This is a genomic window from Streptomyces sp. NPDC047525, from assembly GCF_040643025.1.
Taxonomy (GTDB): domain Bacteria; phylum Actinomycetota; class Actinomycetes; order Streptomycetales; family Streptomycetaceae; genus Streptomyces; species Streptomyces durmitorensis.
The window spans coordinates 45,060-64,659 of the sequence record NZ_JBEYTL010000007.1 but is presented as its reverse complement, the minus strand read 5'-3'; the positions used below and the strand labels follow the sequence as shown (position 1 = coordinate 64,659).

General features: G+C 69.0%; 25 protein-coding genes. 7 read left to right on the top strand and 18 right to left on the bottom strand.

What is annotated here, in order from left to right; genetic code table 11:
• The first annotated feature begins 205 nt into the window (after positions 1-205).
• On the top strand, positions 206-1,090 hold the full coding sequence (locus ABZ833_RS21230; protein ID WP_361048881.1) for a hypothetical protein: 885 nt from the start codon (positions 206-208) through the stop codon (positions 1,088-1,090).
• A gap of 15 nt (positions 1,091-1,105) precedes the next feature.
• Here the strand turns inward: ABZ833_RS21230 and ABZ833_RS21225 are convergent, their stop codons facing one another.
• The 3 genes from ABZ833_RS21225 to ABZ833_RS21215 all read right to left on the bottom strand — a co-directional run bounded on the left by ABZ833_RS21225 (position 1,106) and on the right by ABZ833_RS21215 (position 3,756).
• A complete protein-coding gene (locus tag ABZ833_RS21225) occupies positions 1,106-1,981 on the bottom strand; it encodes a winged helix-turn-helix domain-containing protein (protein WP_361048879.1) in 876 nt (291 codons plus the stop codon).
• 141 nt (positions 1,982-2,122) lie between these two features.
• Positions 2,123-2,836 (bottom strand): HAD family hydrolase, encoded by a 714-nt coding sequence (locus ABZ833_RS21220; protein WP_361048877.1) that lies wholly within the window; start codon positions 2,834-2,836, stop codon positions 2,123-2,125.
• 29 nt (positions 2,837-2,865) lie between these two features.
• Positions 2,866-3,756 carry a GntR family transcriptional regulator gene (locus ABZ833_RS21215; RefSeq protein ID WP_361049638.1) on the bottom strand — a complete coding sequence of 297 codons (891 nt, stop codon included), beginning with the start codon at positions 3,754-3,756 and terminating at the stop codon, positions 2,866-2,868.
• 125 nt (positions 3,757-3,881) lie between these two features.
• On the opposite strand from ABZ833_RS21215, the gene ABZ833_RS21210 reads away from it, so the two are divergent.
• The gene (locus ABZ833_RS21210; RefSeq protein ID WP_361048875.1) at positions 3,882-4,070 is read left to right on the top strand and encodes a hypothetical protein; all 189 of its coding nucleotides are present in this window, start codon (positions 3,882-3,884) and stop codon (positions 4,068-4,070) included.
• Positions 4,071-4,079: 9 nt separating this feature from the next.
• On the opposite strand, the gene ABZ833_RS21205 is transcribed toward ABZ833_RS21210, so the two are convergent.
• Positions 4,080-4,991 carry a GntR family transcriptional regulator gene (locus tag ABZ833_RS21205; protein ID WP_361048873.1) on the bottom strand — a complete coding sequence of 304 codons (912 nt, stop codon included), beginning with the start codon at positions 4,989-4,991 and terminating at the stop codon, positions 4,080-4,082.
• 207 nt (positions 4,992-5,198) lie between these two features.
• On the opposite strand from ABZ833_RS21205, the gene ABZ833_RS21200 reads away from it, so the two are divergent.
• Positions 5,199-5,384: a hypothetical protein gene (locus ABZ833_RS21200; protein ID WP_361048871.1), complete on the top strand. Its 186-nt coding sequence runs from the start codon at positions 5,199-5,201 to the stop codon at positions 5,382-5,384.
• A gap of 121 nt (positions 5,385-5,505) precedes the next feature.
• Here the strand turns inward: ABZ833_RS21200 and ABZ833_RS21195 are convergent, their stop codons facing one another.
• The 3 genes from ABZ833_RS21195 to ABZ833_RS21185 all read right to left on the bottom strand — a co-directional run bounded on the left by ABZ833_RS21195 (position 5,506) and on the right by ABZ833_RS21185 (position 8,487).
• Positions 5,506-6,756 (bottom strand): GNAT family N-acetyltransferase, encoded by a 1,251-nt coding sequence (locus tag ABZ833_RS21195; protein ID WP_361048869.1) that lies wholly within the window; start codon positions 6,754-6,756, stop codon positions 5,506-5,508.
• Positions 6,757-6,828: 72 nt separating this feature from the next.
• On the bottom strand, positions 6,829-7,806 hold the full coding sequence (locus tag ABZ833_RS21190) for an asparaginase (RefSeq protein ID WP_361048867.1): 978 nt from the start codon (positions 7,804-7,806) through the stop codon (positions 6,829-6,831).
• 60 nt (positions 7,807-7,866) lie between these two features.
• The gene (locus tag ABZ833_RS21185; protein WP_361048865.1) at positions 7,867-8,487 is read right to left on the bottom strand and encodes an ABC transporter substrate-binding protein; all 621 of its coding nucleotides are present in this window, start codon (positions 8,485-8,487) and stop codon (positions 7,867-7,869) included.
• A gap of 177 nt (positions 8,488-8,664) precedes the next feature.
• Here ABZ833_RS21185 and dtd point away from each other — a divergent pair, with 177 nt between their 5' ends.
• Complete coding sequence (dtd, locus tag ABZ833_RS21180) at positions 8,665-9,102, top strand: D-aminoacyl-tRNA deacylase (protein ID WP_361049636.1); 438 nt, start codon at positions 8,665-8,667, stop codon at positions 9,100-9,102.
• 154 nt (positions 9,103-9,256) lie between these two features.
• Here dtd and ABZ833_RS21175 read toward each other — a convergent pair whose 3' ends face one another.
• Genes ABZ833_RS21175 through ABZ833_RS21165 form a run of 3 tightly spaced genes read right to left on the bottom strand, consistent with a single transcriptional unit; the run spans position 9,257 to position 11,328 of the window.
• On the bottom strand, positions 9,257-10,222 hold the full coding sequence (locus tag ABZ833_RS21175) for a folate-binding protein (protein ID WP_361048863.1): 966 nt from the start codon (positions 10,220-10,222) through the stop codon (positions 9,257-9,259).
• A 34-nt stretch (positions 10,223-10,256) separates the two neighbouring features.
• On the bottom strand, positions 10,257-10,703 hold the full coding sequence (locus tag ABZ833_RS21170; protein WP_249589122.1) for a transcriptional repressor: 447 nt from the start codon (positions 10,701-10,703) through the stop codon (positions 10,257-10,259).
• Positions 10,704-10,755: 52 nt separating this feature from the next.
• Positions 10,756-11,328 (bottom strand): FABP family protein, encoded by a 573-nt coding sequence (locus tag ABZ833_RS21165; RefSeq protein WP_249589121.1) that lies wholly within the window; start codon positions 11,326-11,328, stop codon positions 10,756-10,758.
• Positions 11,329-11,601: 273 nt separating this feature from the next.
• Here ABZ833_RS21165 and ABZ833_RS21160 point away from each other — a divergent pair, with 273 nt between their 5' ends.
• Positions 11,602-11,964: a DsrE family protein gene (locus ABZ833_RS21160; protein ID WP_160505840.1), complete on the top strand. Its 363-nt coding sequence runs from the start codon at positions 11,602-11,604 to the stop codon at positions 11,962-11,964.
• 9 nt (positions 11,965-11,973) lie between these two features.
• On the opposite strand, the gene ABZ833_RS21155 is transcribed toward ABZ833_RS21160, so the two are convergent.
• The 8 genes from ABZ833_RS21155 to ABZ833_RS21120 form a co-directional block, all read right to left on the bottom strand.
• Positions 11,974-12,240: a DUF3099 domain-containing protein gene (locus tag ABZ833_RS21155; RefSeq protein ID WP_361048860.1), complete on the bottom strand. Its 267-nt coding sequence runs from the start codon at positions 12,238-12,240 to the stop codon at positions 11,974-11,976.
• Positions 12,241-12,332: 92 nt separating this feature from the next.
• The gene (locus tag ABZ833_RS21150) at positions 12,333-12,620 is read right to left on the bottom strand and encodes a DUF1416 domain-containing protein (protein ID WP_160505842.1); all 288 of its coding nucleotides are present in this window, start codon (positions 12,618-12,620) and stop codon (positions 12,333-12,335) included.
• Positions 12,621-12,666: 46 nt separating this feature from the next.
• On the bottom strand, positions 12,667-13,512 hold the full coding sequence (locus ABZ833_RS21145; RefSeq protein ID WP_361048858.1) for a sulfurtransferase: 846 nt from the start codon (positions 13,510-13,512) through the stop codon (positions 12,667-12,669).
• Positions 13,513-13,674: 162 nt separating this feature from the next.
• Positions 13,675-13,755 carry a putative leader peptide gene (locus tag ABZ833_RS21140; protein ID WP_351007875.1) on the bottom strand — a complete coding sequence of 27 codons (81 nt, stop codon included), beginning with the start codon at positions 13,753-13,755 and terminating at the stop codon, positions 13,675-13,677.
• A 202-nt stretch (positions 13,756-13,957) separates the two neighbouring features.
• Positions 13,958-14,713, bottom strand: a complete 756-nt coding sequence (locus tag ABZ833_RS21135; RefSeq protein ID WP_249589118.1) for a DUF2993 domain-containing protein — start codon at positions 14,711-14,713, stop codon at positions 13,958-13,960.
• 145 nt (positions 14,714-14,858) lie between these two features.
• Positions 14,859-16,058, bottom strand: coding sequence for a hypothetical protein (locus ABZ833_RS21130; RefSeq protein WP_361048856.1), 1,200 nt, complete (start codon positions 16,056-16,058; stop codon positions 14,859-14,861).
• An 8-nt stretch (positions 16,059-16,066) separates the two neighbouring features.
• Entirely contained in the window at positions 16,067-16,321 is a 255-nt protein-coding gene (locus ABZ833_RS21125; protein WP_249589116.1) for a MoaD/ThiS family protein, read from the bottom strand.
• Between the two features lie 30 nt (positions 16,322-16,351).
• On the bottom strand, positions 16,352-17,212 hold the full coding sequence (locus tag ABZ833_RS21120; RefSeq protein ID WP_361048854.1) for an alpha/beta fold hydrolase: 861 nt from the start codon (positions 17,210-17,212) through the stop codon (positions 16,352-16,354).
• A 263-nt stretch (positions 17,213-17,475) separates the two neighbouring features.
• On the opposite strand from ABZ833_RS21120, the gene ABZ833_RS21115 reads away from it, so the two are divergent.
• The gene (locus tag ABZ833_RS21115) at positions 17,476-18,300 is read left to right on the top strand and encodes a response regulator transcription factor (protein ID WP_361048853.1); all 825 of its coding nucleotides are present in this window, start codon (positions 17,476-17,478) and stop codon (positions 18,298-18,300) included.
• A 23-nt stretch (positions 18,301-18,323) separates the two neighbouring features.
• Positions 18,324-19,346 carry a LacI family DNA-binding transcriptional regulator gene (locus tag ABZ833_RS21110; RefSeq protein WP_249589113.1) on the top strand — a complete coding sequence of 341 codons (1,023 nt, stop codon included), beginning with the start codon at positions 18,324-18,326 and terminating at the stop codon, positions 19,344-19,346.
• Positions 19,347-19,600 lie beyond the last annotated feature (254 nt).

The window sequence follows — 19,600 nt, the reverse complement described above, 5'->3', positions numbered from 1 at the left end:
GCAGACGAGTTGCCTGCGGCATGATGACACGTCAGCAGTGCCACCAAGGCGACAGAGCTCATCACTCTTCCGGCGATGGGCAGTACACAGGGGGTGTAGAGGGTTGGCTCCAGGCCACCCGGGCGGGGGCAGCTCAACCACGCTGACTCGTATACGCCGGCTACTCAATCGCTGGAAGCCCCGCATCTTCAAGTGGTCCCTGTCAGTGGTCGCCGTTCTGGGCGTAGGCGCCGAAATCATCACCCCTCTCGGTGACACGCTCAAGGGACAGGGATTCCTGGGAAGTTCCTTCGCGGCCCTCGTGGCCCTCGTCCTCTATAGCGCGATCAGCGAATCAGGGCAGCAGGAAGTCGATGGCGTCGAGATCCTCGCCGACATGAACGACATCAGCGCATCAGTTCGGACGGCGTTCGAGGACCGGAAGGTGCAGATCGACTTCTCCGGTTTCACCATGCAGACCCTGCTGGAATTATTGGGAGCCCCCCTGCGCAAGATGGCGGACGAATTGGTGCAGACACAGGAGCTCTCCTTACGCATCACCGTTGTTCACCTAAACTCCCCGATGAATCTTCCCGGACGCTTGGAAAGCCCGCCGGCCCACAGTAGCCTCCCGCCCGGAACTCTCCTGTACATGGATTCCGACAAGAATCGGGAGCGCATGCGCGAAGATTTCACCAAGAAAAACTGGAACGAGCTGAAGTATCTACTTGAGCAGGCACAAATAAAGAACCCGAGCACCCGCATAAGGTGCGAGATACGAGAGTCACCACAGTCTCCATCGTACAAGCTCTACGTATTCAATCAACAGTATGTATATTTCGCTCCGTATGGCATCACTGATACTACGATCACTTGGCGTGGCGACCCTTACTATATTCTAGATGCAGAGGGTTTCGGAAAAAGGCATGGCGCAGCGCGCATAATAGGCTGGGACAAACGGTCGGAGTCATGGTCGACTTGCCGGATCGCCGAGCACCACATGGAATGGTTCGAGAACCTCTGGAAAGTACTGGAGAACAAGAAACCACCAGTTCCAGTAATACTCGATCCGATATGGCCGGAACCGCCCGGCGGACAGCCGACCGGATAGCCAGGTAGCCCGCCCTCAAGACTTGGCGAGCAGGCTCCAGCAGGAGTCGAACCAGGCCTGCATACTGTCGACGAAGAGGGTCCCCTGGGATTCCGGTTCGTCGTCCCGTACGTAGTGCGTGAGGGCCGATCCGAGGCCGAGCACGTCCAGTGCGTCGATCTCCTCGCCGTCGTCCAGCTGGATGCGGCGCTCGATCACCTCGTACGGACCGTGCAGCGCCTCGGCGTCATTGAGCAGGTAGAGCTTGAACGCGGGTGTCAGCGGCACGCGGCGCACCTCTACGTTCACCTCCGGCACCAGCCCCTCGGTGTGCAGGTCCCGCAGCGCGTTGCGCAGCGATGCCGTATGCCGCCGTGTGATGTCGCGCAGGCGCTGCTGCGGACGCGGGTCGGCGGGGTCGTCCTTGGTACGGGGATAAGGAAGGCCGAGGTCTTCTGAGGGCAGCAAGATGCGGACCGCTATACGCTCCGGTGCGATCTCCCGGACGCGTATACGTTCCGCCTGGACGCGGATATGTGCGTCCAGGGACTCCGAGGTCAGGGTGAAGACATCCAGGGTGACCTGGGAGGCCTCGAACCCCTCCCCGATGATCGAGCCGAGCGAGACCCGGCCGATGCCCCGCCCTGGCTGCCTGCCGGAACTCGAGTGGGCCATCTGCGCCTTCACCACCCGTGACCCGCTCCCCTGCCTGGAACGGACGACGCCTTCGCTGATGAGTTCCCTCATCACTCGCTGGATGGTGTCTCTGGAGACGTCGAATTCGCGCGCGAGTTCGCGCTGAGTGGGGAGCTGGCTGTTCAGCGGGTACGTGCCGTCGGCCAGCCGAGAGTGCAGCGCGTCAGAGACCCGCTGGAACTCGCTGCCGCCACCCTCACCAGTCCGTTCACGCATCACTCCGCGACCGTACCTCCGCCCGGAAGAGGGGAAGCCACTTCCGTCAGATATGACTGCTCCATCAGGCCAATGAGCGAGGACTTCCATCGACCCGACAGTCATCCAGTCCAATTGCACAGGTAGTTGACTGGTATCGGGTCAGCTCTGCGCCCGGAGGATCTTCAGGACGGGTTCGAGCGAGCTCACGATGTACTCGCGTTTGACGCCCGCGTCACGCAGCAGGCCCTCCTTGCGATCGTTACGCGCGTAGCCCATGAAGTGCACTCCGGCCCCGACCGCTGCCTGATAGTCCGTAGGCGCGTCGCCGATCATCAACGCCGCCGACGGGGCCGCGCCCATCGCGCTCAGGGCGCGGTTGATGCAGTGCGGATCCGGCTTGAGGAGTTGGAGGTCCTGGGTGCGGCCATAGATGTGTGGGGTGAAGCAGTGGTCGAGGCGGCGGGACTCCAGGTAGTCAGCGACCGCCCGCGGCGAGTTGTTCGTGGTGACAGCAAGCCGCGGCCCCATCGCATGCCACGTCATGATGAGCGGATCCGCGTACTGCGTGGGCCACGCCGATGCCACCGCCGTCAGCTCCTGCTGGGTGAGCCGTTCCTCGAGCTCGGCCACCAGATCACTGCCGGGGTGTCTGCGGTCGACCGCGCGCAGGACCGCGTGCGGGTCCGGCTCGGCACGCTCCTCCTCGGTCAGCAGCCCCCGCAGCCCCCGCTCCTCGAGCCAGCGGACCTGATCACTCGCGATCCGCTCGGCCGAGTGCCCGGCGAACAGCCGGCAGATGGGTCCGTCGAAGTCGAAGAGTACGAAGCGGGCGCGTTTGATCAGTTCCCGCAGTTTTTCGGTCTCTTCTGCCATCCACTCAGTCTGCGTCGTATCAGGAGTCACTAAGAGAGTGTCAGCTCCGTCGCGATGGTTGCCCAGAGCGCGTCGAACCATTTCTGGGACTCTTCCACGAACGCGGCGTCCCGCGGTGCCGCGTCCTTTTCGAAGGAGAAGAGCGGGGATCTCAGCCCCGAGACGTCGAACGCCTCCACCTCCGCACTGTCCACGTCCAGCATGCTGCGCTCGACCGTGTAGTAGGCGAGGAGCGCCTCCCGCTGGTTCAGGAGGTACAGCTTCACCGGCGGTGTGAACGGCAGCGCGCGGAACGAGACGTCCACGTCGATGCCGTGCGAGGACCGCAGCGCGCGCAGGTTGTGGCGCAGGACCTGGCCCTGGGTGTTGCGCAGCGCGAGCCACCGCCCATGGACCTTGCCGCCCTCGTCCCTGCCGCTGATCGGGCGGGGGAAGGCCAGGTCGATGTCGCTGCTGGGGAGCATGATCCGTACGCTGATCGACTTGGGGTGGATGAGCCCCTCATGGATGTGCCGCACCGGCTCCCCCAGCGCGATCATCAGCGTCTCCGCCGTGTACGAGACCACGTCTATCCGCACCTGGGGCTCCGAGAAGGCCGCCGCGAGCCTCGGCGCGAGGCCGACCATCGACGCCTGCGGTTCCACCCCTGCCGACGGCGCCCCCGGTGGCTCCGCCGCGATCCGCGGCGGGCTGCCCTTGCTCACGTTGGCAAGGAGGCCGTCGCCCTGCAGCGTCTTCAGTGCCTGGCGCACCGTCCCCCGTTCCACGCCGAACTCCTCCGCGAGCACCGCCTGTGTGGGGAGGCGGTCGCCCGGTTTGAGGTCGCCGGAGCGGATGCGGTCGCGGAGGGTGTCGGCGATGTCCTGGGGGGTGAGTTTTCTGCTGCCGTTCACTGCAACGTTCTCCTGGGTCACGACCAGACGATACAACTCCGCACCATCTCAGGGCAGTTGTCTTGAAGTTGTTTATGTTGTGGGACCAAGTGGGGACAACTTAAGTGAAGTTGGTTGCCAACTCATACGAGATGGCAGAAGGGGGAACCATCATGGCCGTCCTCGCCCTCCTCGCAGCCGCGTTCGCCATCACCCTCGAGCAGTTCGTGCAGTGGCAGTACGGGGCCACCGGCCTCATCGGATTTCTGCTGCTGACCATCGGGATCAAGGCGAAGAGCCCCACCTGCAGCTCCATCGGAGCCGTCGTTCTCGCACTCATGATGACCGGCCCCGCGATCTAGCCGCGCGATCTAGCCCCGCGCCAGCTCCAGGTCCTGGCTGATCGTGCCCCACAGCGCGTTGAACCACAGATGCGACTGCTCCACGAACGTCGTGTCCCGCAGCCCGTCGCCCTGGTGGAAGGGGAAGAGCATCGACTGCGCGCCCTGGGCGTCGTACATCTCCAGCGGCTCGTGGTCGATCTGCTCGCTCTGCCTGGTGAGGGTGTAGTACGCGAAGAGCGCCTCCGAGCCGTTCAGGAGGTACAGCTTCACCGGCGGGGTGAACGGCAGCGCACGGAACGAGACGTCCACGTCGATGCCGTGCGACGACCGCAGCGCCTGGAGGTTGTGGCGGAGCACCTGCCCCTGTGCGTTGCGCTGGTCCAGCCAGCGCCTGTGCACCTGCCCGCCCTCGTCGTCGCCGCTGTCCACCGGCGCGGGGAAGGCGAGGTCGATGCTGCGGCTCGGCAGCAGGACGCGGACGGAGACCTTGGCCGGATTCCGCTGCCCGGCGTGAATCTGACGGAGCGGTTCCCCGATCGCCATCGTGAGCGAGATGGACGTCAGGCAGAGCGCGTCGATCTCCACGTGGTCGGCCTCGAACGCCGCCGCGATGCGCGGGGCGAGACCGACCATGGTGGGCTGCGGCTTGACGCCGCCGGGCCCGGACAGCGCGTGCTTCGAGTTCTCGGCGACCGTGGCCGGGCTCCCCTTGGACACGTTCGCCAGCAGGTTCTCACCCTGCAGCGTGCGCAGCGCCTCGCGTATCGCGCCGCGCTCGACACCGAACTCGTCGGCCAACTCGGCCTGAGTCGGCATGCGTTGACCCGGCCGCAGCGACCCGGACCTGATCCGGTCGCGCAACTCGTCGGCCACCTCGCGGTGAGACCTGTGCGGCCTCTTCAACCCATTGACTGGTGCAGGATCCGGGCTCACAACCAAACAGTACAACTTCGCGCCATCTTTGGGGAGTTGCTCGGAGGGTGGTTATGAATCGAGCCATCGCGGAGATAACTCAGGTGAAGTTGGTAGCCAACTTAGGCAACCTGGCAGGAACCCTCAGGGGTTGGCCGCCAGGAATCGCCCACCGGAAGGCCGCCAACCTGATGGGCCGGGGCCCGACAGCCCCGTCCCGAAAGGGGGAACGTCATGCCGCTCATCGCCATCGTCATCGCCGCCCTCGCCATCGGATTCGAGCAGCTCATCCAGTGGAAGTACGGACCGATGGGCATCGTCGCCTTCGTCCTGCTGACCGTGGGCATCAAGGCCAACAACATCAAAATCAGCGGCGCCGGGGCTGCGCTCCTCGTCCTGCTGCTCGCCCAGTCGGGCTGACAGAGCTGGTTGACCGGGCTCCCATCCGGAGGGGAGCCGGGAGTCCGGTCAGCCACCAACTGAAGAGATACAAGGGAAGAGATACGAGAGACACGAAGAGCTCCGCGGTCATCCGCGGGGCTCAGAAGATGTCCGGGCACCAAGCCCTCCGGGACGTACGGAACAAGGCGTCGGCCACGGCCGCGGCGCCCGCCCGCTCCTCCGTCACCCGTCCCGCCGCCGCCAGCCGCACCGCGGACTCGTCACCGAGCCACAGCGTCCCCAACTCACCCACGCCAAGGGACAGTTCGGCCGGGTCCGCGGTCGGTGCGCACACCGCCCCGCCCGGCGACGCGTCCAGCCGGTAGCGGCCACCGGCGAGGCCCGCGCGGTCGCCGATCTCCAGGACGAGGGACGCCGACGCCTCGTACGTACGTGCTTCCAGGGCCCGTACGACATCCAGGATCCGCACCCAGAGCCAGTCCGTCTGCCTGCTGACCCGTGCGGCGCGCGGATCGGGCAGGAAGAGCGGGAGCAGGTCGTCCGGGGCGCGGTTGCCCGACTTCACCACCGTCACCCAGTCGATCGAGCAGAGGTAGTGCCACAGGGCGCGCTCGGCCGCCGGCGTCGTGGCGGTCAGCCGCTGCACGGTCGCGGTGTTCCGCGGCTGGCTGCTGTCGCTCCAGCTGTCCTCCGTCTCGTACGCGACCAGGCCCTCGACCTCGCCCGACGGGGAGCGGTAGAGCGCGTAGAAGGGCTCGGACCAGGGATTCTCCGGGGTCACCAGCTGCCCGGTGTTCTCCAGCCACCAGCGCTCGTCGCGGTCGACGACGCCGTGCTGACGCGCGCGCTGCCGGTCGTGCAGCGCCGGTCCCTCCTTGCGTACGTCGCCGCCGTCCACGAGGTCGATGCGGGCGCCGTCCGCCGGGCCCGCCCAGCGGGGGTCGAGCCCGGTCCGCGGTACGTCGACGGTCCACTCGGTGGCGGTGGTCGCGGGCCCGAAGCCGTACCGCCCGTAGATCGGGTGCTCGGCGGCGATCAGCGTGGCGACGACGTCTCCGCGCTCCTTGGCCGCGGTGAGGTCGGCGGACATCATCCGGCTGAGCAGGCCGCGGCGGCGGTGCGTGGGGGAGACGGTGACGCCCGAGATGGCGTCCGCGGGGACGGGGGCGCCGCCCACCGCGGTGAGCTGCTGCGCGAACGACCTGAAGGTCGCCACGATGCGGTCGCCGTCGAAGGCGGCCTGGGTGCGGTCGCGGTCGAAGATCGCCCTGCGGTCGGCGATGACCGCGTCGGAGACCTTCGCCAGCGGCCGCAGGAACCCGGCGTTGACGGCCCGGATCCACTCGGGCAGTTCGTCTTCGTTGATGGGCCTGACGCCTATGTCGCTCATGGCCTCACGCTAGATCCACGCCGACCGGCCCCGCATCCGGATTCCCGGGCCCTCGCGGGGGGGGGCACCGCGCTAGAACGCCGCGCGGATCTCCCCCACCTCGGCGGCGCCGCCCAGCAGGGGCGCACGGCCGACGCGGGCGAGTACGTCCGCCTCCACGCCCGCCAGCTGCAGCGCACGGGCCAGGACGGGGCCAAGGGCCCGTATCCCTCCGTCGTCGACCTTGAAGGCCAGCGCACGGCCGTCCGGCAGCGCGAACGCCTGGACCGCCTCGGCGCCCATCTTGGAGAGCGCCCCGGGGATCTCCCGCATGAGCCAGGTGTCGGGGCGGCGCGTGCCCGCGACGTACTCGGGGTGGGCCCGCATCGCGTCCGCGACCCGGCGCTCGGCCGAGCCGTCGGGGGCGAGGACGAAGTGACGGAAGGCGCGGGCGAGGCCGGTCAGGGAGATCGCCATCAGGGGCGCTCCGCAGCCGTCCGTGCCGACGGCCGCCACCTTCTCCCCCGCCGCTTCCTCCACCACCTGGAGGATCAGCTGCTGGAGGGGGTGGGCCGGGTCCAGGTAGGAATCCGTGGGCCAGCCGTTGAGCTCGCACACCGCCAGCATCGACGCGTGCTTGCCGGAGCAGTTCATCGTGACCCGGTCACGAACGGCACCCGCTGCCAGATATGTCTCGGCCTCGACCGCGTCCAGCGGGAGGTCCGGCGGGCACTGCAGGTCCGCCGCCGTCAGGCTGTGCTCGGCCAGCATCTTCTGGACGAGGTCCCGGTGGAAGGTCTCACCGGAGTGGCTCGCCGCGGTCAGCGCGAGGCGCTCGCCCGCCAGGTCGAGCCCCGCCCGCAGCACGGCCGCCGCCTGCATCGGCTTGTTGGCGGACCGCGGGAAGACGGGGGCCGTCACGTCCCCCATGGCAAGATCCACGCTGCCGTCCGCCGCGAGCAGCACCAGGCTTCCCCTGTGACGGCCCTCCACGAAGCCGGAACGTACGACCTCGGCGAGGACCGGGGATATGACAGGGGTGGCTGCGGACTCGGCGGACGTCGAGGTCATCTTCGGCCTTCCGGGGCGGGGGTGGCGTGACGGCCGCCCGCGGAGGCCGGGATCACCGGGTCACGCGAGCAGGTCGTCTACTTGTGCTTCACCTTCACGGTACCTGCGGGCGATCTCCGCGCTGCAATCGTCCGCCGTGCGCTGCAGCTGCTGGCGGCGCCGGGAAACCTGCTGTTCGTAACGGATGAGCCGTCCCATGGCCGTGTGCAGCTCGTCGTCCGTGCGCGCGTCCAGGTCGGAGAGCTCGACCTCGGCGAGCATCTCCGTGGCCAGGAGGCCGTACTCCGCGCTGTGCGGCGTGCCCAGCGTCACGTGCCGGGCCGACGAGCGGTGCCGGGCGGGCCCGTCCGTGAGGATCTCCGAGAGCCGGTGCACGAGTGGCCCCACGGGGCCCGGTGCCGACGGGTCCTTGCGGCGCGCGACCTCCGCCCGCAGGATGTCGATCCGCCCCTGGAGCAGGCGCCGGACATAGCTCAGGTCCGCCTCGTTCTGCTGCGCGTCCCTGCGCAGCTCACGCAGCTCACGCAGGAGCAGCGTGGCCAGGTCGTGCTCGGGCTCTTCGGAAAGGACCGCACTGCCCGTGCGCTGCATGGGCGGCCGCGGCACGTTCGTACGTCGCGCAGCGCTCATGCGGGTCAGCGACACAGGTCCGGGCGGCTGCCCCGTACTGGATGTGCTCATGTGGCTCTACCGTCCCCTCGACCGGCGCGGTACACCGCGTGTGAGCATGGTGCCACCACCAGTGGCCGCTATGTGAGCGAGTGGCCCCATTCGGCCCCAGATGGGGGGTTCAGGCCAACCTCTCGGGCGGCGCATCCGGCGCATCGCGGCCGTACGGAGCACGGCATGAGGGGCCATATGCGTGCTGTGGTGCAGAGGGTGGACGGAGCGAGCGTCGTCGTCGAGGGCGAGAACGACCCCGAGACGGTCGGCGAGATCAACGGCGAGGGACTGTGCGTCCTGGTGGGCGTGACCCACGAGGACACCAAGGAGAAGGCGGCCCAACTGGCCCGCAAACTCTGGTCCGTTCGCATGCTGGCCGACGAGAAGTCCTGCTCGGACATCGACGCACCGCTGCTGGTCATCAGCCAGTTCACGCTGTACGGCGACGCGCGCAAGGGCCGCAGGCCCACCTGGAACGCGGCCGCGCCCGGCGATGTCGCCGAGCCCCTCGTCGACGAGGTGGTGGCCCAACTCCGTTCGCTGGGAGCGACGGTGGCGACGGGGCGCTTCGGCGCACAGATGCGGGTCTCGCTGACGAATGACGGGCCGTTCACGGTGCTTCTGGAGATGTGACCCGAGGAGAGCCCGCCCTCTGACCAGGCCGCCGCTTCGCGGCGGATTCCTCCCGCCCTCCCACCCGTTTCCCCGCGGGGTGATCGGGTGGGTGGGCGGGAAAGATTCGCCGCGCAGCGGCGTACAGCACACCGCCCAGGGCCAGCCGCCCAGGCTACGGCTCGACCACGACCTCCTGCGCCGCCGCCGTCGTCCCCGCAAGGAGCCCCGCGTCCAGCGGCACGTTCCGCTTCACCAGGGCAAGGGCGATCGGGCCCAGCTCGTGGTGGCGTACGGCCGTCGTGATGAAGCCCAGCTTCCGGCCCTCCTCGCCCTCCGAGGCCAGGCGCAGCTCCGTCCCCGCCACCGGCAGGTGGACCTCGCTGCCGTCCAGGTGCAGGAAGACCAGGCGGCGGGGCGGCTTGCCCAGGTTCTGGACGCGGGCGACCGTCTCCTGGCCGCGGTAGCAGCCCTTCTGCAGATGCACCGCCGTACCGATCCAGCCCAGCTCGTGCGGGATCGTGCGGTGGTCCGTCTCGAAGCCGAGCCGCGGCCTGTGCGCCTCCACGCGCAGCGCCTCGTAGGCGAGGATGCCGATCGCGGGGCCGTTCTCGGCGGCGTACGACTCCAGGGACGCACGCGGCAGGAACAGGTCGCGCCCGTGCGCGGTCTCCCGTACGACGACACCGTCCGGCACCGGCGCGATCGAACCGGCCGGCAGATACACGACCGCGAACTCGTCCGTGCGGTCGGCGACTTCGACCCGGTTGAAGAACTTCATGCTCTCCAGATACGCGACAAGCGCGTCCTGCGTGCCGGGCTCGACGTGCGCCCAGACCGTCTCGCCGTCGTCGACGAGATAGAGGGCGTGCTCGATGTGGCCGTGCGCGGAGAGGATCAGGGCCTCGGTGGCCTGGCCGACGGGCAGCTCGGTCACGTGCTGCGTGAGCAGCAGATGCAGCCAGCTCAGCCGGTCGGGGCCGGAGACGGAGACGACACCGCGGTGCGAGAGGTCGACGAGACCGGTGCCGTCGGCGAGTGCGCGCTGCTCACGGAACAGGTCGCCGTAGTGGGCGGCGACGCCTTCGTCCACGCCCTCGGCGGGGACGGCGCCGGGCAAGGACAGGAGGGGGCTCTTCATGTTCACCCACACTACGACCCGGTGGCGGGCGTTCTTATTCCTCGGCCCCGTCGGCGCCCTTGCCGGAGCAGTTCTCGCAGCGGCCGAAGATCGCGAAGTGCTTCAGATCCGTGTCGAAGCCGAACGTGTCCCGCAGCTTCGCGGTGAACTCCGCGGCCACCGAGACATCCGCCTCGATGACGTTCGTGCAGTCCCGGCACACCAGGTGCATGTGGTGGTGGCGGTCCGCGAGGTGGTACGTCGGAGCCCCGTGCCCCAGGTGCGCGTGGCTGACGAGGCCGAGCTCCTCCAGGAGCTCCAGGGTCCGGTACACCGTGGAAATGTTGACCCCCGACGCCGTCTTCCGCACTTCGCAGAGGATGTCGTCGGGGGTCGCGTGCTCAAGGGTGTCGACGGCTTCGAGGACAAGCTGACGCTGCGGCGTCAGGCGGTAGCCGCGCTGTCGCAGGTCGCTCTTCCAGTCGGAATCGGTGCTCGCCACACAGGCAGTCTAGGCCCACCGGACCCAGGACCTGCTGGGAGAAGCCGACGGCCTACTTGAAGAAGGCGATGCCGTCGTCCGGCAGATCGCCCAGGCCCCTGGCCATCTCGGCGACGTCCTCGGGCGAGACGACCTTCTTCAGCTGCGCCGACATGTACGGACGGAGCGGCACCTCGGGGGTCTGCTTCTCGCCGACCCACATCAGGTCGCCCTTCACGTACCCGTACAGACGCTTGCCGCCGGTGTACGGGCCGGAGGCCGCCGTACGGGCGACCGCGTCCGTGACCAGGTCGATCTGCGGCTTCTGGTCGGCGAGCTCGCCGTACCAGACCTCGACGACACCGTCGTCGCGCACCATCACGGTCTCGACCTTGCGGTCCTTGTCGATGCGCCAGAAGCCCGACTCGGACTCCAGCGGCTTGACCTTGTTGCCCTCGGCGTCGAGCACCCACGTGTGCGAGTGGTACTCGATGAAGTCCCGCCCGTCATGGGAGAAGGACACTTCCTGGCCGAAATTCGCCTTCTCGGCGCCGGGGAAGTCGGTGACGCCCGCGCCGGCCCAGTTGCCGAGGAGCCAAACGAGGGGCACGAGGTCGGGGTGCAGGTCGGACGGAATCTCGATCATGGGAAGCTCAGGCGATCTCTAGGTGGCGTACGGGGTGTACGGGGCTCAGCGCTGACCCTGGTACAGCTTCTTCACGGACAGTCCGGCGAACGCGATGACGCCGACGCAGACCAGAACCAGCAGGGCGGAGAAGAAGGCCTCAAGCACGGGGTGCTCCTCGGTGAGCTATTGGGGCAGGTATCAGAGCCGCTCCCACTGTAGTCGTGCGCGGCCCGCCCCTCTCTGCGAGGTGGCCTTATGGGTGGTCGCGTGGGGTGGCCTTACGATGCGGCCATGGCGAAGAAGCTCGTGATCAAGGTGACCGCCGGGGCCGACGCACCCGAGCGCTGCTCGCAGGCGTTCACGGTGGCGGCCGTGGCCGTGGCCAGCGGCGTGGAGGTCTCCCTCTGGCTGACCGGTGAGTCCGCGTGGTTCGCGCTGCCGGGCCGCGCGGCGGAGTTCGAACTGCCGCACGCGGCACCGCTGCCCGACCTGATCGACTCGATCGTGGCCGCCGGACAGATCACGCTCTGCACGCAGTGCGCGGCGCGCCGCGAGATCACCGAGAAGGACGTGATCGACGGGGTGCGGATCGCGGGCGCACAGGTGTTCGTGCAGGAGGCCATGGCGGAGGGCACCCAGGCGCTGGTCTACTGAGGCTCTGGCCTACTGACCGGGCGGGCGCCGCTTCCCGTCCAGCTCGTCCCACCACTCGTCGGACTTCGAGTCCCCCGAGGGGTCGTCCCACCAGCGGTCGTCGGGACCGCGCCGGTTGGCGACCATGGCGGCGACCGGCGGGATCACCATCGCCACGACGCACATCGCGACCGCGGCGGGAATCGACCAGAGCCGTACGACACCCCACGCCAGGACGAAGAGGGCGATGCACGTCCCCATCATGGCGAAGTAGGCGTGCCGCCTTCGCGCGTACATGGATCCAGCGTAAGCCGAAGAGCCGCACCCCGTTCCAAGTGGCGTCCAACCCCCTGGGGCGCGGCTCTCCGGCCGTCAGTGATCCGCGGTCGTCAGACCGCGATCGCGACCTCCGCGAGGCCGCCCGTCTGCGCCACGACCGTACGGTCGGCCGTGCCGCCCGGGATCAGGGCGCGCAGCGTCCACGTGCCCTCGGCCGCGTAGAAGCGGAACTGGCCGGTCGCCGAGGTGGGGACCTCGGCGGTGAACTCGCCGGTCGAGTCGAGCAGGCGCACGTAGCCGCTGACGGGTTCGCCGTCGCGGGTCACCTGGCCCTGGATGGTGGTCTCGCCGGGCTTGATCGTCGAGGCGTCGGGTCCGCCGGCCTTCGCTCCACACATATGCGTTCGTCCTTAACTGGTCACTGCGGGGGTTCGGGGAGGGGTACTACTTGTTGGCGCCGAGCTCGATCGGGACGCCGACGAGGGAGCCGTACTCGGTCCAGGAGCCGTCGTAGTTCTTGACGTTGGTCTGGCCGAGCAGCTCGTGCAGCACGAACCAGGTGAGCGCAGAGCGCTCACCGATGCGGCAGTACGCGATGGTGTCCTTGGCCAGGTCGACCTGCTCGTCCTCGTAGAGGGCCTTGAGCTCGTCGTCCGACTTGAAGGTGCCGTCGTCGTTGGCGTTCTTCGACCACGGGATGTTGCGCGCGGACGGGACGTGGCCCGGACGCTGCGACTGCTCCTGCGGAAGGTGCGCCGGGGCGAGCAGCTTGCCGCTGAACTCGTCGGGCGAGCGCACGTCGACCAGGTTCTGGGCGCCGATCGCGGAGACGACGTCGTCGCGGAAGGCGCGGATCGACTTGTCCTGGGGCTTGGCCTTGTACGAGGTGGCCGGGCGGCTGGGAACCTCGGAGCCGTCGACCAGGTCGCGGGAGTCGAGCTCCCACTTCTTGCGGCCGCCGTCGAGGAGCTTCACGTCCTGGTGGCCGTAGAGCTTGAAGTACCAGAAGGCGTAGGACGCGAACCAGTTGTTGTTGCCGCCGTAGAGGACGACGGTCGTGTCGTTCGCGATGCCCTTGCCGGACAGGAGCTTCTCGAAGCCCTCCTGGTCGACGAAGTCGCGGCGGACCGGGTCCTGGAGGTCGTCGGTCCAGTCGATGCGGATCGCGTTCTTGATGTGGTTCTTGTCGTACGCGGAGGTGTCTTCGTCGACCTCCACGATGGCGACCTTCGGGTCGTCGATGTGGGCCTCGACCCAGTCGGCGTCTACCAGGACGTCGCTGCGGCTCATACTTCTTCTCCTCCGGGGCAGTTGCGGCGGGGCTGCGGTGCTGTGCGAGGGGGTGCCGGTACGGGCTGTGATGGCGCGGGTGCGTCGAGTCGCTGCGTACGCGGCACGGGGTGGCCCTGACGAGGTCAACGGGCCGGGGGATACGGGAGTCGGAGCTCCCGCTCAGAAGGTGCGACAGAGCATGGCGGCGACGCGGCACAGGTCTACTGCCCGCCGCTTCGTGAGGTCCGCCTGTCGCTGCATGCGTCCGATCGTAAGGACGCAAGGGCTGCCGTGTCACCGGCGTGTCGGATGATGAGACGCGATCATCCGTATCGTGAGATTGATTGAACGACGAAGCCGCCCGCGCGGGGGCGGAGGGCCGGGTTCACCCTCGCCGCATCCATCGCGCGGACGGCTCTGTCTCGTACTGCGGAACGGCCGCTCCGGGCGGCCCCGCCAGGCCTCAGCCCGCGAGCTTCACGTTCGTGCCCTTGACGGAGATGTCCACGCCGTCCTCGGCCGGCGTCACCTCGTCGATCTTGATGCCGCCCGGCAGGCCGCTGACCTTCTCCTCGAAGTCGGTCACATCGCGGACCAGGCCCTCGGGGAGGGGGATCGAGACGCCCATGACCTCGAACTTCTTCGGGATCTCGTCGGCGTTCACCTTGATCGTGTCGTCCTCGACCCGGACCGAGCTCAGCACGTGCACCGGCTTGGGCAGCTTCGTGCCGCCCTTGCTCACCTCGACCTCGACCTTGATCTTGCCGTCGCCGCCGTCCGAGAGCCCGACCACCTTGCCGGTGGCGCCGAGGGGCAGCTCGACCGGCGGCTCGCCCTGCGCCTCCTTGAGCAGCTCGTCGTACGAGATCCGGGCCGTGCCGGTGGCCTTGTCGGCGGTGGCGGAGCTGTAGTCGCCGGAGAACTCGACGCCCTGCATGCGGGCGTTCAGATCGGCGATGCGGATCTTGTCGGAGCCGGAGGTGGCGTCGTAGTCCTGGATGCCGATCTCGACGTCGTCGAGCGTGCCGCCCGCGACCTGCGTCAGGAAGGGAAAGCCCTTGATGGAGACGTCGGGTGTCTCGCTCAGCCCCTCGCTGGTACGCAGCTTCTCCGCCGCCTCGTCCTCCGCGAAGCCCACCGCGAGGCGGTCGGCGCCCACGAAGAGGCCCCCCAGGATCACGACGACGGTCAGAGATATTCGTACGGCGCGCTTGCTCATGTCCGGTGTTCCCCCACCTTGTGCCCCCGACTCAACTGCTTTTGCCGCGAGCCTAAAGGACAGGTCCCCGGCGGGAGAGCCCGACCGGGGACCTGTCGATCAGCTGTGACGATCAGCCGCGACGACCGACTTCCGCCGTAAGCCGTCAGCCGATGGCACGGCCCAGGACGTAGACGGCCGGGGCGGCGGCGGCGAGCGGCAGGGCGACGCCCGCCGTCATGTGCACGAAGCGCGACGGATAGTCGTAGCTGGCCACGCGGTGGCCGATCAGCGCACAGACACCGGCACCGAGGCCGAGCAGCGCGCCCTTGCTGCCGAAGTCCGTCGTGCCGCCGACGGCGATGCCCGCTCCGGCCGCGGCGAGCAGCGCGACGACCACGGATGCGGGCGTCGGCAGGGGCAGCGCGCGGGCGATCACGGCGACCGCGACGGCGATGCCGCCCACCGTCACGGCGTCCTCCGACGCCGCGAGATGCCCGGTCGCGATGATCGCGAGCGCGGCGGACACGACGGTCGCCATCAGCCCGTACATCCGCTCGTCGGCGGAGGCGCGGCTGCGCAGCTGCAGGACGAGCACGAGCAGCACCCACACGCCCAGGGTGCCGAGGATGGCGGCGGGCGCGTGCGCCTTGCCGGTGACGAGCAGCGCGATGTCGGCGACGACACCGCCCATGAAGGCGAGCGCGATGCCCTGCCGCGCGGGCCACATCCCGTTGAGCCGGAACCAGCCGGCGGCGGTGACGGCCTGCAGCAGGATCAGCGGCACGAGGAGTGCGTACTGCCCGACGGCGGCCGTACCGGCCAGCAGAAGACCGAGGACGGCGGTCAGCGCGGCGGGCTGGATCCCCGGCTCTATGACCGGCGACCGCCCTTCGGCACGGGCACGCTGGGCGTCGGTGACGCGGGGGTTGCCGGTGGTGGTGGCGGGGCCGTAGGTGGCGGGGTCGGCTTCGGGCTCGGGCTCCGCCCCGGCCATGGGCAGGTGGGCATGGCGACCAAGGCTGCCGGGTTCGGCGTGAGCAACGGCGGGCTCCGAAGGCAACGGCTGCCCATAGGCCTGCGGGGGCAGATAGGCCGTATCCGTCACGTCCACCGCGGGCGAGGGCTGGATCTGCGTGTCCCAGGTCTGCCCCTCCCACTGCTGGGTGTACGAGTCCTGGGCGTACGGCTGCTGCTGCGGGGGGTACTGGTACTGCTGCTGAGCGGCGTACTGCTGCTGCTCGGAGGGATAGCCCTGCTGCTCAGGAGCGTAAGGCTGCTGCTGCTCGGGAGCAGGGGGATGCTCCTGGCGGTACGGGTCGTAGTCCCCGTAACCCTCGTACCCCTGATAGCGCGGATCGCTCATGTCGCTGCTCACCCTCCTGCGAACGGCGGGAGCACCTCGACCGTGCCGCCCTCGGCCAGCCGTACCGTCTCATGCCCACGGGTACCCACGGGGTCGCCGTCGATGAGGAACGAGCATCGCTGCAGTACACGGACCAGCTCACCGGGGTGTCGCTCGCGTGCCGCGTCCAACGCCTCGGCGAGCGTCGTCGCGGCGTACGGCTCCTCCGCGACGCCTGCGGCTGCTTTGGCCGCGGCCCAGTAACGAATGGTGCCGTTCACCATGGCAGCTCCTCTCGATCGGCGGTTGCCGACTCACGTATCGGCGGTTGCCGACGTCCATGATGCCGTGGCCCACTCGGCGATCCGACCGAGCAGGGCGTCGTCCGCCGCGTTCTCCGCGTGCCCCATCCCCTCCTCCAGCCACAGCTCCGCCCCGCCCTCCGCGGCGGCGGCCAGCATCCGGGGGTGGTCCACGGGGAAGTACGGGTCCCGGTCGCCGTGCACGATCAGGAGCGGCGTGGGCGCGATCAGCGGGACCGACTCCACCGGTGAGAGGGGGACGGGGTCCCACTCGTGCGGGTGGATTCGCGTGCGCAGGCCGAGGCGGCCCACCACGCGCCCCAGGGGACGCGTCACGACCCAGTGCAGCCGCCGCATCGGCGCCGTCCCGCGGTAGAACCACCGCGCCGGAGCGCTCACGGCGATCACCGCGTCAACCCGCGCTTCCGTGCGCCCCCCATGCGCGGCACCGGCGAGCGCCGCGTGCCGGAGCACCACGGAACCGCCCATCGAGAAGCCCACGGTCACCACCCGCGCATGGCCGAGGGAGCGCGCCCACTGAACCGCGGCCGCCAGATCGAGCACCTCGCGGTCACCGACCGTGGAGAGCCCGCCGGATGCCCCGTGGCCCCGGAAGGAGAACGTGATCACGGCCGCACGCTGGGCGAAGACACCCGCGGCGCGGCGCACGTGCGGCCGGTCGAGGCCGCCCGTGAAGCCGTGCGCGAGCACGATCGCGAGCTCCCCCGCGGGGTCGGGCCCGGGGTCGTACGCCGCGTCGATGCCGACCCCGTCCTGTGTACGGAGCGTTGCGCTCCGTTGAACGCGGGAAGGAGCGCGAGTGATCGGCGGCACAGAAGATCCCGCCGCTTGACCTGCCGGACCGGATGTCATGTGGGCTATTCTCCTTGGCAGAGGATCCGGGCAGCGAAGCCCCCGGGTCCTTTCGTGCTTTCTGAAGCCTTGTATACGGCCAGTCGCATCGGCCGTCACGAAGTGGGGAAACCGCACGTGGGGATCCCAGGGCGCGGGGTCCCCGCCGCAGGAATCAGTACGAAGCAGTGCCGTAAACGTCCTCGCAGGGACCGAGGAGGAACCGACGTTATGGGCGAGCGAACCGTGCACAACCGTAGGACGACCCAGGCAGGTGGGCGGCGATGAGTTCTCTGCTGCTCCTTACCAATGCCCTTCAGCCGTCGACGGAGGTGCTTCCCGCCCTCGGCCTGCTGCTGCACAACGTGCGGGTGGCCCCCGCCGAAGGCCCGGCCCTCGTCGACACCCCTGGTGCCGACGTCATCCTGATCGACGGCCGCCGTGACCTGCCTCAGGTCCGCAGCCTCTGCCAGCTCCTCCGCTCCACGGGACCCGGCTGTCCACTCGTCCTCGTCGTCACGGAGGGCGGCCTCGCGGCCGTCACCGCCGACTGGGGCATCGACGACGTACTCCTCGACACGGCAGGTCCTGCCGAGGTCGAGGCGCGTCTGCGGCTCGCGATGGGCCGCCAGTCGATCACCGCCGACGACTCCCCCATGGAGATCCGCAACGGCGATCTCTCCGTGGACGAGGCGACGTACAGCGCGAAGCTCAAGGGCCGGGTCCTGGACCTGACCTTCAAGGAGTTCGAGCTGCTCAAGTACCTGGCGCAGCACCCCGGGCGCGTGTTCACGCGGGCCCAGCTGCTCCAGGAGGTCTGGGGCTACGACTACTTCGGCGGCACGCGGACGGTCGACGTCCACGTACGGCGCCTTCGCGCGAAGCTCGGTGTCGAGCACGAGTCGCTCATCGGCACCGTCCGGAATGTCGGCTATCGCTTCGTGACCCCGGAGAAGGTCGAACGTGCGGCCGACGAGGCCAAGACGAAGGCGGCCACTCCGCCGGCCGAGGGCGAGCGCAGGGAGCAGCACAGGGAGATCCCGAAGCGGGACGCGGCACCCGCCGCGTCCGCGCCGAAGGAAGCTGCCGTACGCCCTGCCCAGCGGTAGTTCCATCCGCGTAGACTCCGCGCGTGGCCAAGGTGACTCGGGATGACGTGGCGCGACTTGCGGGTACTTCCACCGCCGTCGTCAGCTATGTCATCAACAACGGACCCCGGCCGGTTGCCCCGGCCACGCGCGAGCGTGTACTCGCCGCGATCAAAGAGCTGGGGTACCGCCCTGACCGGGTGGCCCAGGCCATGGCGTCGAGGCGTACCGACCTCATAGGCATGATCGTGCCGGACGCGCGCCAGCCGTTCTTCGCGGAGATGACGCATGCCGTGGAGCAGGCGGCTTCCGAGCGCGGAAAAATGGTGCTGGTCGGCAACACGGACTACGTGGACGAGCGCGAGGCCCACTATCTGCGGGCCTTCCTCGGCATGCGGGTCTCCGGCCTCATCCTCGTCAGCCACGGCCTGACCGATTCGGCGGCCGCGGAGATCGACGCGTGGGACGCGCGGGTCGTGCTGCTTCACGAGCGGCCCGAGGCGATCGACGACGTCGCCGTCGTCACGGACGACCTGGGCGGCGCGCAGCTGGCCACGCGGCACCTTCTCGAGCACGGGCACGAGTACGTCGCCTGTGTCGGCGGCACGGCCGAGACCCCGACGGTGGGTGACCCCGTCTCCGACCATGTCGAGGGGTGGCGGCGGGCCATGCGGGAGGCCGGGCGGTCGGTGGAGGGGCGGCTCTTCGAGGCGCCGTACAACCGCTATGACGCGTATCAGATGGCGCTGGAGCTGCTTGCCCGGCCGGATCGGCCGAGCGCCATCTTCTGCTCCACCGACGACCAGGCGATCGGCATTCTGCGCGCTGCGCGGGAGCTGCGGATCGATGTGCCGGGGCAGTTGGCCGTCGCCGGGTTCGATGATGTGAAGGAGGCGGGCCTTACGGACCCGCCGCTGACGACGGTTGCTTCGGATCGGCCCGCGATGGCTCGCGCCGCGGTCGATCTTGTCCTGGACGACGGGCTTCGGGTCGCCGGTTCGCGCCGGGAGCGGTTGAAGCTGTTCCCGTCCCGTCTTGTGGTCCGGCAGTCCTGCGGCTGCAGCTGACCCTCGGCTCCATCGGCACCCGGCAGCGGTGGGCTGTGCCCACCCGTTCCGCCTTGCGGAACGCCTGCCCACAGCGGGAGCGGCCCGGCGGCCCCCACCACCCCCACCCACAGCGGGAGCGGCTGGCAAGGGCGGGCAGCTGCGGGGTAATCGGGTGGGTGGGCGGGAAAGCATCGCCGCGCAGCGGCAGCCTTGAGCACCTTTATATGGGGCATACGCACTTCTACCGGTGTTCTCAGGGCGTACTCAGCCGC

Coding starts and splice junctions, on each gene's coding strand:
- ABZ833_RS21220 (WP_361048877.1), bottom strand. CDS start 2,836: ATGGCAGAAGAGACCGAAAAACTGCGGGAACTGATCAAACGCGCCCGC.
- ABZ833_RS21190 (WP_361048867.1), bottom strand. CDS start 7,806: ATGACCTCGACGTCCGCCGAGTCCGCAGCCACCCCTGTCATATCCCCG.
- ABZ833_RS21135 (WP_249589118.1), bottom strand. CDS start 14,713: ATGAGCAAGCGCGCCGTACGAATATCTCTGACCGTCGTCGTGATCCTG.
- ABZ833_RS21165 (WP_249589121.1), bottom strand. CDS start 11,328: ATGATCGAGATTCCGTCCGACCTGCACCCCGACCTCGTGCCCCTCGTT.
- ABZ833_RS21225 (WP_361048879.1), bottom strand. CDS start 1,981: ATGCGTGAACGGACTGGTGAGGGTGGCGGCAGCGAGTTCCAGCGGGTC.
- dtd (WP_361049636.1), top strand. CDS start 8,665: ATGCGTGCTGTGGTGCAGAGGGTGGACGGAGCGAGCGTCGTCGTCGAG.
- ABZ833_RS21115 (WP_361048853.1), top strand. CDS start 17,476: ATGAGTTCTCTGCTGCTCCTTACCAATGCCCTTCAGCCGTCGACGGAG.
- ABZ833_RS21160 (WP_160505840.1), top strand. CDS start 11,602: ATGGCGAAGAAGCTCGTGATCAAGGTGACCGCCGGGGCCGACGCACCC.
- ABZ833_RS21150 (WP_160505842.1), bottom strand. CDS start 12,620: ATGTGTGGAGCGAAGGCCGGCGGACCCGACGCCTCGACGATCAAGCCC.
- ABZ833_RS21175 (WP_361048863.1), bottom strand. CDS start 10,222: ATGAAGAGCCCCCTCCTGTCCTTGCCCGGCGCCGTCCCCGCCGAGGGC.
- ABZ833_RS21210 (WP_361048875.1), top strand. CDS start 3,882: ATGGCCGTCCTCGCCCTCCTCGCAGCCGCGTTCGCCATCACCCTCGAG.
- ABZ833_RS21200 (WP_361048871.1), top strand. CDS start 5,199: ATGCCGCTCATCGCCATCGTCATCGCCGCCCTCGCCATCGGATTCGAG.
- ABZ833_RS21120 (WP_361048854.1), bottom strand. CDS start 17,212: ATGACATCCGGTCCGGCAGGTCAAGCGGCGGGATCTTCTGTGCCGCCG.
- ABZ833_RS21130 (WP_361048856.1), bottom strand. CDS start 16,058: ATGAGCGATCCGCGCTATCAGGGGTACGAGGGTTACGGGGACTACGAC.
- ABZ833_RS21195 (WP_361048869.1), bottom strand. CDS start 6,756: ATGAGCGACATAGGCGTCAGGCCCATCAACGAAGACGAACTGCCCGAG.
- ABZ833_RS21140 (WP_351007875.1), bottom strand. CDS start 13,755: ATGCAGCGACAGGCGGACCTCACGAAGCGGCGGGCAGTAGACCTGTGC.
- ABZ833_RS21125 (WP_249589116.1), bottom strand. CDS start 16,321: ATGGTGAACGGCACCATTCGTTACTGGGCCGCGGCCAAAGCAGCCGCA.
- ABZ833_RS21185 (WP_361048865.1), bottom strand. CDS start 8,487: ATGAGCACATCCAGTACGGGGCAGCCGCCCGGACCTGTGTCGCTGACC.
- ABZ833_RS21145 (WP_361048858.1), bottom strand. CDS start 13,512: ATGAGCCGCAGCGACGTCCTGGTAGACGCCGACTGGGTCGAGGCCCAC.
- ABZ833_RS21155 (WP_361048860.1), bottom strand. CDS start 12,240: ATGTACGCGCGAAGGCGGCACGCCTACTTCGCCATGATGGGGACGTGC.